General features: G+C 68.9%; 15 protein-coding genes. 13 read left to right on the forward strand and 2 right to left on the reverse strand.

Features of this window, described 5'->3' with window-relative positions; translation table 11 throughout:
• Nucleotides 1-127: 127 nt before the first annotated feature.
• From GH266_RS15075 to modC, 8 genes are all read left to right on the forward strand, one after another.
• Nucleotides 128-1,612, forward strand: a complete 1,485-nt coding sequence (locus GH266_RS15075) for a SulP family inorganic anion transporter (protein WP_158194561.1) — start codon at nucleotides 128-130, stop codon at nucleotides 1,610-1,612.
• Between the two features lie 19 nt (nucleotides 1,613-1,631).
• Nucleotides 1,632-2,492: a universal stress protein gene (locus tag GH266_RS15080; protein WP_158194562.1), complete on the forward strand. Its 861-nt coding sequence runs from the start codon at nucleotides 1,632-1,634 to the stop codon at nucleotides 2,490-2,492.
• Between the two features lie 166 nt (nucleotides 2,493-2,658).
• Entirely contained in the window at nucleotides 2,659-3,294 is a 636-nt protein-coding gene (gene pdxH, locus GH266_RS15085) for a pyridoxamine 5'-phosphate oxidase (protein ID WP_158194563.1), read from the forward strand.
• A gap of 129 nt (nucleotides 3,295-3,423) precedes the next feature.
• Nucleotides 3,424-3,903, forward strand: coding sequence for a DUF992 domain-containing protein (locus GH266_RS15090; protein ID WP_158196230.1), 480 nt, complete (start codon nucleotides 3,424-3,426; stop codon nucleotides 3,901-3,903).
• A gap of 142 nt (nucleotides 3,904-4,045) precedes the next feature.
• Nucleotides 4,046-4,414, forward strand: coding sequence for a winged helix-turn-helix domain-containing protein (locus GH266_RS15095; RefSeq protein WP_158194564.1), 369 nt, complete (start codon nucleotides 4,046-4,048; stop codon nucleotides 4,412-4,414).
• Between the two features lie 114 nt (nucleotides 4,415-4,528).
• Complete coding sequence (gene modA / locus GH266_RS15100; RefSeq protein WP_158194565.1) at nucleotides 4,529-5,332, forward strand: molybdate ABC transporter substrate-binding protein; 804 nt, start codon at nucleotides 4,529-4,531, stop codon at nucleotides 5,330-5,332.
• A 27-nt stretch (nucleotides 5,333-5,359) separates the two neighbouring features.
• Entirely contained in the window at nucleotides 5,360-6,055 is a 696-nt protein-coding gene (gene modB / locus GH266_RS15105; RefSeq protein WP_158194566.1) for a molybdate ABC transporter permease subunit, read from the forward strand.
• Nucleotides 6,052-7,158: a molybdenum ABC transporter ATP-binding protein gene (gene modC / locus GH266_RS15110; RefSeq protein WP_158194567.1), complete on the forward strand. Its 1,107-nt coding sequence runs from the start codon at nucleotides 6,052-6,054 to the stop codon at nucleotides 7,156-7,158. Before modB ends, modC begins: the two co-directional genes overlap by 4 nt.
• Before the next feature lie 34 nt (nucleotides 7,159-7,192).
• On the opposite strand, the gene GH266_RS15115 is transcribed toward modC, so the two are convergent.
• Entirely contained in the window at nucleotides 7,193-7,774 is a 582-nt protein-coding gene (locus GH266_RS15115; protein ID WP_158194568.1) for an NADPH-dependent FMN reductase, read from the reverse strand.
• Between the two features lie 135 nt (nucleotides 7,775-7,909).
• On the opposite strand from GH266_RS15115, the gene GH266_RS15120 reads away from it, so the two are divergent.
• Nucleotides 7,910-8,275 carry an MmcQ/YjbR family DNA-binding protein gene (locus GH266_RS15120; RefSeq protein WP_342354275.1) on the forward strand — a complete coding sequence of 122 codons (366 nt, stop codon included), beginning with the start codon at nucleotides 7,910-7,912 and terminating at the stop codon, nucleotides 8,273-8,275.
• A 3-nt stretch (nucleotides 8,276-8,278) separates the two neighbouring features.
• Here the strand turns inward: GH266_RS15120 and GH266_RS15125 are convergent, their stop codons facing one another.
• Nucleotides 8,279-8,731, reverse strand: a complete 453-nt coding sequence (locus GH266_RS15125) for an Lrp/AsnC family transcriptional regulator (protein WP_158194569.1) — start codon at nucleotides 8,729-8,731, stop codon at nucleotides 8,279-8,281.
• Between the two features lie 170 nt (nucleotides 8,732-8,901).
• Here GH266_RS15125 and GH266_RS15130 point away from each other — a divergent pair, with 170 nt between their 5' ends.
• The 4 genes from GH266_RS15130 to GH266_RS15145 all read left to right on the forward strand — a co-directional run bounded on the left by GH266_RS15130 (nucleotide 8,902) and on the right by GH266_RS15145 (nucleotide 14,617).
• Nucleotides 8,902-10,110 (forward strand): methionine gamma-lyase, encoded by a 1,209-nt coding sequence (locus tag GH266_RS15130; protein WP_158194570.1) that lies wholly within the window; start codon nucleotides 8,902-8,904, stop codon nucleotides 10,108-10,110.
• A gap of 182 nt (nucleotides 10,111-10,292) precedes the next feature.
• Complete coding sequence (locus GH266_RS15135) at nucleotides 10,293-12,683, forward strand: 1-deoxy-D-xylulose-5-phosphate synthase N-terminal domain-containing protein (protein WP_158194571.1); 2,391 nt, start codon at nucleotides 10,293-10,295, stop codon at nucleotides 12,681-12,683.
• Between the two features lie 182 nt (nucleotides 12,684-12,865).
• Entirely contained in the window at nucleotides 12,866-13,423 is a 558-nt protein-coding gene (gene hslV / locus GH266_RS15140) for an ATP-dependent protease subunit HslV (protein ID WP_158194572.1), read from the forward strand.
• Nucleotides 13,424-13,510: 87 nt separating this feature from the next.
• A complete protein-coding gene (locus GH266_RS15145; RefSeq protein ID WP_158194573.1) occupies nucleotides 13,511-14,617 on the forward strand; it encodes a hypothetical protein in 1,107 nt (368 codons plus the stop codon).
• Nucleotides 14,618-14,629 lie beyond the last annotated feature (12 nt).

Here is a 14,629-nt window from a genome sequence, read left to right on the forward strand (position 1 = left end):
AAGGGCCGCCTTGCATCCCTTGCGCCCTGCTGCGCCATTTCGCGGATGCCGCCGGACCCTTTTCGACCAGCAAACCATCTGCATGGCCGCGCCTGCCGCGCTGCCCGGCACCAGACCGGATGGCCTGATGTTTTCTTTGTCCGCCTATGCGCAGGACTGGACCGGCAACGTCCGCAAGGACCTGCTGGCCGGCCTCGTCGTCGCGCTCGCCCTCATTCCCGAGGCAATCGCCTTTTCCATCATCGCCGGCGTCGACCCCAAGGTCGGCCTCTATGCGTCCTTCTCCATCGCCGTGATCACCGCCATCGTCGGCGGCCGCCCCGGCATGATCTCGGCCGCAACGGCCGCGACCGCGGTTCTGATGGTGACGCTGGTCAAGGAGCACGGCCTGCAATACCTGCTCGCCGCCACGGTGCTGGCGGGCCTGCTGCAGATCCTCGCCGGCCTGCTGCGGCTCGGCGCGGTGATGCGCTTCGTCTCGCGCTCGGTGATGACAGGCTTCGTCAACGCGCTCGCCATCCTGATCTTCATGGCGCAGCTGCCCGAGCTGATCGGCGTCACCTGGCTGACCTATGTGATGGTCGCAGCCGGCCTTGCCATCATCTACCTGTTCCCGCGCCTGACGACGGCGGTGCCCTCGCCGCTGGTCTGCATCCTGGTGCTGACCGCGCTGACCCTGGCGCTGGGCCTCGATGTGCGCACCGTCGGCGACATGGGCGCGCTGCCCGACACGCTCCCCGTCTTCCTGATCCCCGACATTCCGCTGACCCTCGAGACGCTGCTGATCATCCTGCCCTATTCGGCGGGCGTCGCGGCCGTCGGCCTGCTGGAATCGCTGATGACCGCCTCGATCGTCGACGATCTCACCGACACGCCGAGCGACAAGAACCAGGAATGCATCGGCCAGGGCATCGCCAACACGGCGACCGGCTTCATCGGCGGCATGGCCGGCTGCGCCATGATCGGCCAGTCGATGATCAACGTGAAGTCGGGCGGCCGCGGGCGCCTGTCGACCTTCGCCGCCGGCGTGATCCTGCTGTTCCTCATCGTCGTGCTCGGCGAATGGGTGGGGCGGATCCCGATGCCGGCGCTGGTGGCGATCATGATCATGGTGTCCATCGGCACGTTCAGCTGGTCCTCGATCCGCAACCTCAAGGACCATCCGCGCTCGTCCTCCATCGTCATGCTGGCGACGGTGGCCGGTGTGGTGCTGACCCACAACCTCGCCATCGGCGTGCTGATCGGCGTGCTGCTGTCGGGCATCTTCTTTGCCTGGAAGATCGCGCAGATCTTCCGCATCACCTCCAGCCTGTCGGCGGACGGGCGTACCCGCACCTATGTGGTGGAGGGACAGGTGTTCTTCGCCTCGGCCGAGGCCTTCACCAACGCCTTCGACTTCCGCGAAGTGCTGGAAAAGGTGATCATCGACGTCAGCCGGGCGCATATCTGGGACATCTCGGCGGTGGCCTCGCTCGACATGATCGTGCTGAAGTTCCGCCGCGAGGGGGCCGAGGTCGAGATCGTCGGCATCAACGAGGCGAGCGAGACCATCGTCGACAAGCTCGCCATTCACGACAAGCCGGGCGCGCTCGAACGCCTGATGGGCCATTGAGCCGAGCGGAGGACACCCCATGACCAAACTGATCGCGCTGGTGGACGGCTCCGTCTATTCCCGCAGCGTCTGCGAGCATGCCGCCTGGATTGCGGCGCGCGCCGGCGAGGGGGCACGCGTCGAGCTGCTGCATGTGCTCGGCCGGCGCCAGGCGGAAGGCGGGGCGGCGAACCTCTCGGGCAACATCGCGCTCGGCGCCCGTACGGCGCTGCTCAACGAACTGGCCGAGCTCGACGAGCGGGCGGCGAAGCTTGCCAAGGCCCGCGGCCGGGCGATCCTCGACGATGCGGCCAAGGTGCTGGACGAGGCCGGCGTTGCGGATGTCACGACGCGGCTGCGCTCCGGCGATCTCGTCGAGACGCTGGCGGAGATGGAGGCGGATGCCGATCTCGTCATCGTCGGCAAGCGCGGCGAGGCGGCGGATTTCGCAAAGCTCCATCTCGGCTCCAACCTGGAGCGGATCGCCCGCAGCGCCCGCAAGCCGATCTTCGTGGCGGCCCGCGCCTTTCGCCCGATCAAGCGGCTGCTGATCGCCTATGACGGCGGCGCCAGCGCGCTGAAGGCGGTCGACCATATCGCCCGCGGCTCGATCCTTTCCGGTCTCGACTGCCATCTGCTGATGGTGGGCGAGGAGACGGCGGAAGGCCGCCGCAGCCTGGACGGGGCGGCGGCGATGCTGAAGGGCGGCGGCTTTGCCGTCACCGCCGGGATCCGCTCCGGCCAGGCGGAGACGGTGATCGCGGAAGCGGTGGAACAGGACGGCATCGACCTTCTCGTCATGGGCGCCTACGGCCATTCGCGGATCCGCTCGCTGATCATCGGCTCGACGACGACCGAGATGATCCGCTCCTGCAAGATCCCGGTCCTGCTGTTCCGCTAAGTCAGTTGCATCGCCCTGTTTCGGCGCCCTGCGATGCGCTGTCGCGGGAGGGCCGGCAGGGCTGTTGCGCGACTGGAAAAGCCGCCGGGCTGCGATATAAGGCATCGAGGGTGGGACACATATGTCCCGCCGCCCGACGGGTCCTGACAGGGAGAGGCACGAGGCCATGAGCAGCGAGACAGAGACGGCAGGGCGCGAGGATCTGGACGCGCAGGTCGCGGCGGGCGATCCCTTCGCGCTGTTCGGCGAGTGGCTCGAACTGGCAACGGCGAAGGAGCCGAACGACCCCAACGCCATGGCGCTGGCTACCACCGGCGCCAACGGGTTGCCGGACGTGCGCATGGTCCTGCTCAAGGGCTTCGACGAGCACGGCTTCGTCTTCTACACCAACACCCAGTCGCAAAAGGGCGGCGAGCTGGCCGAGAACATGCAGGCCGCCGGCGTCTTGCACTGGAAGTCGCTGCGCCGCCAGGTCCGCTTCCGCGGCCCGGCCGAGCTGGTGAGCGCCGAGGAGGCCGACGCCTATTTCGCCTCGCGGCCGCGCGACAGCCGCATCGGTGCCTGGGCGAGCCAGCAGTCGCGGCCGCTGGAAAGCCGTTTCGCGCTGGAAAAGGCGGTGGCGAAGCAGGCCGCGCGCTTTGCCATCGGCGAGGTGCCGCGCCCCGACTACTGGACCGGCTTCCGCATCCGCCCGGTCTATATCGAGTTCTGGATGGACCGGCCCTTCCGCCTGCACGACCGCCACGTCTTCCGCCGCGAGCGGCCCGAGGGCGGCTGGTCGACGCAGCGCCTCTACCCGTAGGCGGCAGTTTCTCTCGATCTGCCAAGAAAGCACGGAACCTTTTCCAGGCCCGGCCGTTATCCCGCCAGCAACCCGATGCGGCTGCCGGGATGAGCGGCCGCGCCAAGACTGGAGAGACCCGTGCGCCGCATGATCCGCCTCACCGGAACCGCCCTTCTCACCCTGCTTGTCTCCACCCCGATGGCAGTCGCGCAGGACAGCGCGCCGGGTGTCGAGATCGGCAAGCTCACCTGCGACGTGCAGGGCACCAGCAGCTTCATCATCGGCGGCACCAACGCGCTCACCTGCGCCTATGAGCCGGCCGACGGCGGCCCGGCCACCTTCTATCGCGGCGAAAGCCGGGAGTTCGGCCTCAACATCGGCTCCCTGACCGACGCGACGCTCGTCTGGGGCGTGTTCGCCCCGGCCGCCAATACCGATCCGGGCGCGCTGGCCGGCAGCTATGCCGGCGTGACGGCGGGCGCAAGCCTCGGCGCCGGGATCAAGGCCAACGCGCTGCTCGGCGGCCTCGACGAATCGATCGCCCTCAATCCCCTGAGTGTCGAAACCCAGACCGGCGCGAACCTGACGCTCGGCGTCACCTCGCTGGTTCTCGAACCCGCCGGCTGACCAGGCCGGGGGCTGCCGGCCGAACCGGCACCGATCAGGGCGCGGTGGGCAGCAAATGCCTGCCGCGCCTCTTTTTCGTTTTCCCCGCGCTTGCGCGGGCTGCCTGATTTCTTCCCTGTCGCAAAGCGACTAGGCTCCCCCCATGAGCAAGGATGACCAGACGGTCGGGGTGCGCCTGCGCCTCGTCTTCGAACCCGATGCGGCCCTGGGACCCGGCAAGGCGGATCTGCTGGAAGGCATCGCCGCGACCGGCTCCATCGCCGCCGCCGGCCGGCGCATGGGCATGAGCTACAAGCGCGCCTGGATGCTGGTCGAGCAGATGAACGCCATGTTCGCCGCGCCCCTGGTGGAAAGCTCGCGCGGCGGGGCGAGCGGCGGCGGTGCGCGGCTGACCGAAGGCGGGGAAGCGGTTCTGGAGCTCTACCGCGCGATGGAAGCAAAGGCGCGCGAGGCGGGCGCGGACGAGATCGCCGGCCTGCGGGCGCTGCTGCGCGAGGCACCTGGCAGCTAGGTCGTTTCGATCTTCGATATGTATGGTGGGAAATAACGCTTGCGTGCGTGTCGATGCCGAGCGATATTGCCGCTCGAACATAACGCTTGTTCCTGCCGGAGAGGAAGATCGCCGATGCCTTTCGCGTCTCGTCACAGGGTTTCCCTGCTGCTGCGCCCCGCAGCCCTGCTGCTCGCCGCCACGCTGTCGCTGACGGCCGGACAGGGCGCTGCCCGAGCCGAGGACATCCTGGTCTTCGCCGCCGCCAGCCTGAAGAACGCCATGGACGAGATCGCGCCGGGCTTCGAGGCGGCGACCGGCGACAGGCTGGTGGTGTCGCTGGCCGGCTCCTCGGCGCTGGCGCGCCAGATCCAGGCCGGCGCCCCGGCCGATCTCTTCATCTCCGCCAACAAGAACTGGATGGACACGCTCGAGGCCGACGGCCTCGTGCAGTCCGGGACCCGCGTCGACCTGCTCGCCAACGCAATCGTGCTCATCGCCCACGGCAAGGACACCTCCCCCGTCGAGATCTCCCCCGCTCTCGACCTCGGCGCCCTGGTCGGCGAGGGCAGGCTGGCGATGGCGCTGGTCGACGCGGTGCCCGCGGGCGTCTACGGCAAGGCGGCGCTGGAGAGCCTCGGCCTGTGGGAGAGCGTGTCGCCGAAGGTGGCACAGGCCGACAATGTGCGCGCCGCACTCGCCCTCGTCGCCGCCGGAGAGGCGCCCTACGGCATCGTCTATGCGACCGACGCGGCCGCCGAGGACAATGTGACGGTCGTCGGCACCTTTCCCGCCGACAGCCATCCGCCGATCGTCTATCCTGCGGCCGTGATGGCGCAGAGCGACAAGCCCGCCGCGACCGCTGCCCTTGCCTATCTGCGCGGACCGGATGCCCGGGCCGCCTTCGAGAAGCAGGGCTTCGTCGTTCTGGGCGAGTGAACCGACCGGGGGCGGGGCCGCAGACGCATGGAGTATCTCAGTCCGGAGGAATGGAGCGCTGTCGCGCTGTCCCTGCGCGTCTCCTTCTGGGCAACACTGGTCAGCCTGCCGCTCGGCATCCTCGTCGCCATGCTGCTCGCCCGCGGCAGCTTTCCCGGCAAGCAGCTGCTCAACGGCATCGTCCACCTGCCCCTGATCCTGCCGCCCGTCGTCACCGGGTATCTCCTGCTTGCCACCTTCGGCCGCCGCGCGCCCGTCGGCAGCTTTCTGTATGAGACGTTCGGCCTTGTCTTCGCCTTCCGCTGGACCGGCGCGGCGCTGGCCGCCGGGGTCATGGCCTTCCCGCTGATGGTGCGGGCGATCCGCCTCGCCATCGAGGCGGTCGACCCGAAGCTGGAACAGGCCGCCGGCACGCTCGGCGCCTCGCGGACGATGGTCTTCGCCACGGTCACCCTGCCGCTGATCCTGCCCGGCATCATCGCCGGCTCGGTGCTGGCCTTCGCCAAGGCGATGGGTGAGTTCGGCGCCACCATCACCTTCGTCTCCAACATTCCCGGCGAGACCCAGACCCTGCCCTCCGCGATCTATGCCTTCATGCAGGTGCCCGGCGGCGAGGCCTCCGCCGCCCGCCTCGTGCTGGTCTCGATCACCGTGGCGATGGCCGCCTTGCTGCTGTCGGAATGGGTGAGCCGGCTCGTCGCCCGCAGGATCCGCGGCGCATGAGCCTGTCCGTCGCCCTCCGCCACGCCTTCCCGGGCTTCGCGCTCGACATCGCCTTCGAGGCGCCGGCCGGCGTCACCGCCCTGTTCGGCCGCTCCGGCTCGGGCAAGACCACGGTGGTCAACGCGCTCGCCGGGCTGATTGCGGTCGATGCCGGCCATGCCGGGGTCGACGGCGACACCCTGTTCGACACGCGCCAAGGCGTCTTCGTGCCGCCGCACCTGCGCCGCATCGGCTATGTCTTCCAGGATGCGCGGCTGTTCCCGCACATGACCGTGCGCCAGAATCTCGGCTACGGCCGCTGGTTCGCCCGCCGCCACGGGGCAGAGGTCGCTGAGATGGAAAGCGTCGTGGAGATGCTCGGCATCGGCGCGCTGCTTGCCCGCCGGCCGGGCACCCTGTCGGGCGGCGAGCGCCAGCGCGTCGCCATCGGCCGGGCGCTGCTCAGCGGCCCGCGCCTGCTGCTGATGGACGAGCCGCTCGCCTCGCTCGACGAGGCGCGCAAGACCGAGATCCTGCCCTATCTGGAACGGCTCAGCCGTGAGACGAAGGTGCCGATCCTCTATGTCAGCCATTCGGTCGCCGAGGTCGCGCGCCTGGCGACGACGGTGGTCGCCATCGACGAGGGACGGGTGGTGCGCGCCGGCACGCCGAGCGAGGTGCTGAGCGATCCGCAGGCCGTGCCGACGCTGGGCATCCGCGATGCCGGCGCGGTCGTCGGTGCGACGGTCACCGCCCATCACGCGGACGGGCTGAGCGAACTGGCGATTTCCGGCGGGCGGCTGCTGCTGCCGCGTATCGCGGCGGGGCAAGGGGCGCGGGTGCGCGTGCGCATCCACGCCCATGACATCATGCTGTCGCTGACGCCGCAGGAGGGCATCTCGGCCCTGAACCAGCTGCCCGTGGAGATCGTCTCGCTGCGCCGGGGCGAGGGGCCGGGCGTCGTCGTGCAGCTGCGCTGTGGCAATGACCGGCTGCTCGCCCGCATCACCCGCCGTTCCGCCGAGGCGCTGGGCCTTGCGCCCGGCCTTGCCTGCCATGCCATCCTCAAGTCCGTGGCGGTGGCGCAGGAGGATGTGTGGATCGAGGAGAAGGACGGGCGCTAGAGGAAGGACGGGCGCTAAAGGAAGGCCGCGCGGGTTACCCGCGCAGCTTCGCCTCTTCGATCAGCCGGTCGACCATGTCCTGGACCATGCCGGCGGCGCGCTCGTTGGTCAGCTCGCCATGCTCGTCGAAGGCCGAGCCGCCATTGGGCACGGTCGCCATGTTCGGGATCACCAGCGCGCCGAGACCGATCTCCATGATCGTGCGCAGGCCCATCAGGCCGCGCATGCCGCCGAGCGCGCCGGTGGAGGCGGCGCCGAGCGCGAAGACCCGGTTGCGGAAGGCGGCTGCCGGCGGCTCGCCCTCGTCCGACAGGCGCGAGACCCAGTCGAGCGTGTTCTTCAGCAGGGGCGTCACGGCGGTGTTGTATTCCGGCGAGGCGATGAAGACGCCGTTGTGCTGCTGGAACACCGCCTTCAGCTTGCGCGCGTTCTCCGGCACGCCCTTCTCGGCCTCCAGGTCGCCGTCGTAGATCGGCAGCGGATAGTCGGCGAGGGAGATCTGAGTCACCTTGGCATCGGCCATGGCGGCGTATTTGGCGACCAGCGCGGCGAGCTGCGTGTTGTAGGATCCGGTGCGAATCGAACCGGACAGCACGAGAATGCGGACGTCTTTCATCGGTACCCCTTGGCATGTTTCTTGTGATCGACCCGCGGCGGGCGTCGTGTCCCGCACGCGTGTCATCCTGTCGCCCGAGCATATATGGTTGCAGACGCCGCTGGCCAGTGCGGCCCGGAAAGCGGGAGGCGAGGGATGATGGCATTGAGCCGGGCCGAGTTCGACGAAGCCTGCGCCGCCCTGCCGGCCACGACCCATGTGGAGCAGTGGGGCGGGGCCTCCGTGTGGAAGGTCGGCGGCAAGATCTTCGCGATCTGCTCGTCCTGGGGCGAGGGGGCGAATGACGCCATCGCCTTCAAGTGCTCGGACCTGACCTACCGCATCCTGACCGAACTGCCGGGCGTGGTGCCGGCGCCCTATCTCGCCCGTGCCTCCTGGGTACAGGTGCGCGCCGGCGCCGAACTCGATGGGGAGGACATCCGCGCCCATCTCGCTGAAGCGCACCGGCTGGTCGCCGCGAAACTGACCCGCGCCCTGCGCCGGGACCTGGGACTGGAGTGAGGCCTACCCCGGCAGCACCTGCGAGTGCTTGACCGTGCCGAAGGCGAAGCTCGATTCCAGCGAGGCGATGCAGGGGATCTTGTGGATCCGCCGGCGGATGAAGCTCTCGTAGTCGGCGAGCGAGGCGACCACCACCTTGAGCAGGTAGTCGCGGTCGCCGGCCAGCAGGTAGCAGTCCATGATTTCCTCGATGCCGGCCACCGCCTGCTCGAAGGTCGCCACCGTTTCCTGGGTGTGGGGAGAGAGCTTCACCTGCAGGAACACGGTGACGGGAAGCCCATAGGCCTGCGGGTCGACCACCGCCGCATAGCCGGAAATGATGCCGGCCTTTTCCAGGTTGCGCACCCGCCGCAGGCAGGGCGAGGGCGACAGGCCCACTCTTTCGGAAAGCTGCTGGTTGGTCAGGCGGCCGTCCTTCTGCAACTCGCGCAAGATGCGGCGGTCGATATCGTCCATTTATCGGCTCCATGTTGGCAGGATCTGCCAATCTGATGGGATCTTGCGGCAAACTACGCCAGAAACCGCCTGCCGGGAAACCCTAGACTGCCCTCAGCCGTTCGGGAGAGACGAGGGGGCGATGCCGCCCGCGCTCTCGCCGCCCGCCATCCGGTAGAGGAGCCTTCGCCATGACCCGCAGCAATCGTCCGCTCGGCTTTGCCACCCGCGCCATCCATCACGGCTACGATCCGCTCGCCAATGAGGGCGCGCTGACGCCGCCGGTGCACCTGACCTCGACCTTTGCCTTCGAGACCGCGGAAGCGGGCGGCGAGATGTTCGCCGGCGAGCGGGCGGGCCATGTCTACAGCCGCATCTCCAACCCGACGCTCAGCCTGCTGGAAGAGCGCATGGCGGTGCTGGAAGGCGGCGAGGCGGCCATTGCCTTCGGCTCCGGCATGGGCGCGATCACCGCGGTGATGTGGACCCTGCTGTCGCCGGGCGACGAGATCCTGGTCGACAAGACGCTCTACGGCTGCACCTTCGCCTTCTTCCGCCACGGGCTGGCGAAGTTCGGCATCACCGTCACCCATGTCGACATGCGTGACCCGGAAAACGTCGCGGCCGCGATCTCGTCGCGCACCCGCATCGTCTATTTCGAGACGCCGGCCAATCCGAACATGCGCCTCGTCGACATCGCCGCCGTGTCGCGGATCGCCCGCGCGGCCGGCGCCCGCACCGTGGTCGACAACACCTATGCGACGCCGGTGCTGACCCGGCCGCTGGAACTGGGCGCCGACATCGTCGTCCATTCGGCCACCAAGTATCTCGGCGGCCATGGCGACCTGATCGCCGGCATCGCCGTCGGCTCAGCCGAGGACATGCACCAGGTGCGGCTTGTCGGGCTGAAGGACATGACCGGTGCGGTGATGGCGCCGCTGACCGCGCATCTGATCATGCGCGGGCTGAAGACGCTGGAGCTGCGGATGGAGCGCCACTGCGCCAGCGCGCAGGCTGCTGCGCAGCTGCTGGAGGATCATCCCGCGGTGGCCGCCGTCCACTATCCGGGCCTGGCGAGCTTTGCCCAGCATGGGTTGGCCGCGCGCCAGATGCCAGGCTTCGGCGGCATGATTGCCTTCGAACTGGTCGGCGGCATGCGGTCCGGCATCGCGTTCCTGGATGCGCTGGTGCTCGCCCGCCGCGCCGTGAGCCTCGGCGATGCGGAAACGCTGGTCCAGCACCCAGCCAGCATGACGCACTCGACCTACACGCCGCAGGAACGGCAGGAGCATGGCATTTCCGACGGGCTGATCCGCCTGTCGGTCGGGCTGGAGACGCCGCAGGACATTCTCGCCGACCTTGCCCAGGCGCTCGACAAGGTCTGGCGTGTGGCCGCCTGAGCGGGCGATTCCGACAGGCGAAGCTCCGGCAGGTCGGGCAATTTTTGCATCGATTTTGGCCCGCCGGAGATCAATTTCGGAAAGATTTTGGCGCAGAAAAGAAAAAAGCGAACAAAATTCGCCTGATGCTGCCCTTATGTTGGGCGTACTCCGCGGTACGCAAGCGCAAAGGCAAGGCAGTGATGGACAGCACCCGCAAGGCCGAATTGAAGGCCATCGAGAAGAAACTCCTGTGGCTCGCCTGCTGGACGATCCACAACGCCAACCACCTGAGGGAAAAGGGCGACGGCATGAAGGTCGGCGGCCACCAGGCCTCCTGCGCCTCGATGGTGTCGATCATGACCGCGCTCTATTTCGACTGCCTGCGCCCGCAGGACCGGGTGGCGGTGAAGCCGCATGCCTCGCCCGTCTTCCACGCCATGCAGTATCTGGCCGGCAACCAGACGCGCGAGAAGCTGGAGGCGTTCCGCGCCTATGGCGGCGCGCAGTCCTATCCCAGCCGCACCAAGGACATCGACGACGTCGATTTCTCCACCGGCTCGGTCGGCCTCGGTGTCGCCATAACCGCCTTCTCCTCGATGGTGCAGGACTACCTCGCCGCCAAGCCCTGGGCGGCGAAGCGCCCCGAGGGGCGGATGATCGCGCTGGTCGGCGATGCCGAGCTCGACGAGGGCAATATCTACGAGGCGCTGCAGGAGGGCTGGAAGCACGGCCTGCGCAACACCTGGTGGATCATCGACTACAACCGCCAGAGCCTCGACGGCGTCGTGCGCGAGGGGCTGGCCGGGCGGATCGAGGCGATCTTCGGCGCCTTCGGCTGGGACGTGGTGCGGCTGAAATACGGCGCGCTGCAGAAGGCGGCCTTCGAGGAGCCGGGCGGCGAAGCCCTGCGCAGCTGGATCGACGGCTGCCCGAACGCGCTCTACTCGGCGCTCGCCTTCCAGGGAGGCGCTGCCTGGCGCAAGCGCCTGCTCGACGATATCGGCGACCAGGGCGATGCAACGGCGCTGATCGAGCGGCGGAGCGATGCCGAGCTGCAGGAGCTGATGACCAATCTCGGCGGCCATTGCCTGGAGACGCTGGGCGAGACCTTCGCCGAGCAGGCGCGCCACGACCGCCCGACCGCCTTCGTCGCCTACACGATCAAGGGCTGGAACACCCCGCTCGCCGGCCACAAGGACAACCATGCCGGCCTGATGACGCCCGGCCAGATGGAAGAGTTCCGCGCCACCATGAAGGTGCGCGAGGGGCACGAATGGGACTACGCCGAGGGCCTCGACATCGACGAGGCGGCGCTGCGCGAGGCGGTGCTGTCGACGCCGTTCTTCGCCGCCGGCCGTCGCCGACACCATGCCGAGCCGGTGGCGACCACCGGCCCGGTTGCGCTCGACGACAAGGTGCTGTCGACCCAGGCCGGCTTCGGCAAGATCCTCGACCAGATCGCCCGCTCGGATTCGAAGCTCGCCGAGCGCATCGTCACCACCTCGCCGGACGTGACCGTTTCCACCAATCTCGGCCCCTGGGTGAACCGGCGCGGCCTGTTCGCCCGCGACGCGGTGGCCGACACGTTTCGCGACGAGCGGATCCCGTCCGCGCAGAAATGGGCCTTCTCGCCGGAGGGCCAGCATATCGAGCTGGGCATCGCCGAGATGAACCTGTTCCTGCTCCTGGGTGCGGCCGGCCTGTCGCACTCGCTGTTCGGCGAGCGGCTGATCCCGGTCGGCACGCTCTACGATCCGTTCATCTCGCGCGGCCTCGATGCGCTGAACTATGCCTGTTACCAGGATGCCCGCTTCCTGCTGGTGGCAACGCCCTCGGGCGTGACGCTGGCGCCTGAGGGCGGCGCGCACCAGTCGGTGGCAACGCCGCTGATCGGCATGAGCCAGGACGGGCTCGCCTCGTTCGAGCCGGCCTGGCTGGACGAGCTGTCGACCATCATGGACTGGAGCTTCGACTATCTGCAGCGCGGCGGCGAGGGCGATCCGGACGAGCGCACCTGGCTGCGCGACGAGACCGGCGGCTCGGTCTATCTGCGCCTGTCGACGAGGGCGCTGGAGCAGCCGATGCGCCGGGACGACGAGGCGTTCCGCCGCGGCGTCATCGACGGCGCCTACTGGCTGCGCGAGCCCGGCCCCAATTGCGAGGTGGTGATCGCCTATCAGGGCGCGGTCGGCCCGGAAGCCATCGAGGCGGCAGGCCGCATCGGCGGCGACCGCCGCGACATCGGCGTGCTGGCGGTGACCTCCGCCGACCGGCTCAACGCCGGATGGCACGCGGCGATGCGCATGCGCAAGCGCGGCCATCGCGGCGCCATGAGCCATATCGAGCGGCTGCTGTCGCCGTTGCCGGCGCATTGCACGATGATCACGGTGATCGATGGCCATCCGGCGACGCTCGCCTGGCTCGGCTCGGTCTGCGGCCACCGCACGGCGGCGCTGGGCGTCGAGCATTTCGGCCAGACCGGCACCGTTGCCGACCTTTACCACCACTTCGGCATCGATGCGGATGCCATCGTCGCCGCCGCCTCGGAATTGGCGCCGGGGCGCCCGGTGCGGCTAGTCAATCCGCTCTGAGGCGGGCGCGCCGCCTGCACCGACTTTCCTGTTGCCTGCAAGGCGCCTGTAGCGGGCGGGGGATTTGCATTCCCCGCCCGCCTGCTTACATAGGCAGACCGGAGGGGCGCTCCGGGGCCGGTCCGGCAGGTCCGGCCTTTCGTGCCCCGCGCCCCGAACGACCTGGCAGGAGACGACAGCGCATGCAGGCACAGCACGATCCCACGGGCTGGCACGGCACCACCATCCTCAGCGTCCGCAAGGGCGGCAAGGTGGTGATCGCCGGCGACGGGCAGGTCTCCCTCGGCCAGACCGTGATCAAGCATACGGCGCGCAAGGTGCGTCCGCTCGCCAAGGGCGAGGTGATTGCCGGTTTTGCCGGTGCCACCGCCGACGCCTTCACCTTGTTCGAGCGGCTCGAAGCCAAGCTGGAGCAGTATCCGGGCCAGCTGATGCGCGCCTGCGTCGAGTTGGCCAAGGACTGGCGGACCGACCGCTACCTGCGCCGCCTCGAGGCGATGATGCTGGTGGCCGACAAGTCGGTGTCGCTGGTGCTGACCGGCACCGGCGACGTGCTGGAGCCGGAAGGCGGCGTCATGGGCATCGGCTCGGGCGGCAACTACGCGCTGGCCGCCGCCCGCGCGCTGGCGGACTCGGAGCTCGACGCCGAGACCATCGCCCGCCGGGCCATGGCGATCGCCGCCGAGATCTGCGTCTACACCAACGGCAACCTCACCATCGAGACGCTGGATGCCGATTGATCCGCAGCGCATCGGCGTGACGCCGGTCGCGCGTCTTGCCGGCCCGCTGATCATGGAACATGTCGCAGACGCCGGGGAGGTCCGCCCATGACGGCCAGGCTCGACCCCGCGCGGCTGGAGGCGGCCGTAAGTCTCGGCATCCTGACGCGGCCGCAGGCGGATCGCCTCGCCGACTTCTGGGCGGCACCGCTGCAGCAAGCCGGCGCCCCGACGACGGCGGACATGGCCGCGGACAGTCAGGACGGCATTGCCCATGCGGATGCGGAGGAAGTCCGCTTCGCGCGCGGCTTCCACGACGTCTTCATCTCCATCGGCATCGTCGTGTTCCTGTTCGGCCTCGTCTACGGCCTGCGCAACGAAGGCCCGTCCTATCTGGTGGCCGGTGCCGCCGCGGCGGCGGTCTGGGGCCTGTCGGAAATCTTCGCGAAGCGGTTGCGGCTGGCGCTGCCGTCCTTCCTGCTGACGGTGGCGTTCGCGCCGCTGCTGCTGATCGCCTGCACCGGTTTCGTCACCGGCGACGATCCGCTGTTCGGCCAGCCGATGGCGGAGGCCGACCTGCCGCTCTACATGATCTTCCCGACCCTTCTGGGCATTGCCGGAGGGGCGCTGCACTACTGGCGCTTCCGGGTGCCGGTCGGTATCGCCATCGTCGCCGGTACCGTGCTGTTTCTCGCCGGCCTCACGGTCGAGACGGCCGTGCCCGGCCTGCTGCTGGGGCAGGGGATGGCGTGGTTCTCGCTGGCCATGGGCCTTGCGGTCTTCGCCGTCGCCATGCGCTACGATGCGCGCGATCCGCAGCGGCTGACCGTGGCGAGCGACAAGGCGTTCTGGCTGCACCTGCTGGCGGCACCGCTGGTCGTGCATTCGGTCCTGCTGCTGGCGACCGACGGAGTGGAGACGATGGGATCCGCCGATGCGATCGTTGCGATCTGCCTGTTCGCGGCGCTGGCCTTCGTTGCCGTCGTCGTCGACCGACGGGCGCTGCTGGTCTCCGGGCTCGGCTATTTCGGCATCGCCATCGGCCGGCTGATGAGCGAGGCGCAGGTCTCCGGCGAAACCAGCCTCGCCGTCACTCTGATCCTTCTTGGCTGCTTCATCCTGTTGCTGGGTTCGGCCTGGCGGGCGGTGCGCCGGGCGCTATGTCGCCCCTTGCGCGGCACGGCTTTTGCCCGGATCGTCCCGGCCTTCGACTGAGCTTCATCGAGA

Origin of the sequence: Stappia indica, assembly GCF_009789575.1 — a bacterium.
Taxonomy (GTDB): Bacteria; Pseudomonadota; Alphaproteobacteria; order Rhizobiales; family Stappiaceae; genus Stappia; species Stappia indica_A.

What these genes read in the sequence shown, in the direction of transcription:
- GH266_RS15075 (WP_158194561.1), top strand. Translation starts at nt 128, where the DNA reads ATGTTTTCTTTGTCCGCCTATGCGCAGGACTGGACCGGCAACGTCCGC.
- GH266_RS15080 (WP_158194562.1), top strand. Translation starts at nt 1,632, where the DNA reads ATGACCAAACTGATCGCGCTGGTGGACGGCTCCGTCTATTCCCGCAGC.
- pdxH (WP_158194563.1), top strand. Translation starts at nt 2,659, where the DNA reads ATGAGCAGCGAGACAGAGACGGCAGGGCGCGAGGATCTGGACGCGCAG.
- GH266_RS15090 (WP_158196230.1), top strand. Translation starts at nt 3,424, where the DNA reads ATGATCCGCCTCACCGGAACCGCCCTTCTCACCCTGCTTGTCTCCACC.
- GH266_RS15095 (WP_158194564.1), top strand. Translation starts at nt 4,046, where the DNA reads ATGAGCAAGGATGACCAGACGGTCGGGGTGCGCCTGCGCCTCGTCTTC.
- modA (WP_158194565.1), top strand. Translation starts at nt 4,529, where the DNA reads ATGCCTTTCGCGTCTCGTCACAGGGTTTCCCTGCTGCTGCGCCCCGCA.
- modB (WP_158194566.1), top strand. Translation starts at nt 5,360, where the DNA reads ATGGAGTATCTCAGTCCGGAGGAATGGAGCGCTGTCGCGCTGTCCCTG.
- modC (WP_158194567.1), top strand. Translation starts at nt 6,052, where the DNA reads ATGAGCCTGTCCGTCGCCCTCCGCCACGCCTTCCCGGGCTTCGCGCTC.
- GH266_RS15115 (WP_158194568.1), bottom strand. Translation starts at nt 7,774, where the DNA reads ATGAAAGACGTCCGCATTCTCGTGCTGTCCGGTTCGATTCGCACCGGA.
- GH266_RS15120 (WP_342354275.1), top strand. Translation starts at nt 7,910, where the DNA reads ATGATGGCATTGAGCCGGGCCGAGTTCGACGAAGCCTGCGCCGCCCTG.
- GH266_RS15125 (WP_158194569.1), bottom strand. Translation starts at nt 8,731, where the DNA reads ATGGACGATATCGACCGCCGCATCTTGCGCGAGTTGCAGAAGGACGGC.
- GH266_RS15130 (WP_158194570.1), top strand. Translation starts at nt 8,902, where the DNA reads ATGACCCGCAGCAATCGTCCGCTCGGCTTTGCCACCCGCGCCATCCAT.
- GH266_RS15135 (WP_158194571.1), top strand. Translation starts at nt 10,293, where the DNA reads ATGGACAGCACCCGCAAGGCCGAATTGAAGGCCATCGAGAAGAAACTC.
- hslV (WP_158194572.1), top strand. Translation starts at nt 12,866, where the DNA reads ATGCAGGCACAGCACGATCCCACGGGCTGGCACGGCACCACCATCCTC.
- GH266_RS15145 (WP_158194573.1), top strand. Translation starts at nt 13,511, where the DNA reads ATGACGGCCAGGCTCGACCCCGCGCGGCTGGAGGCGGCCGTAAGTCTC.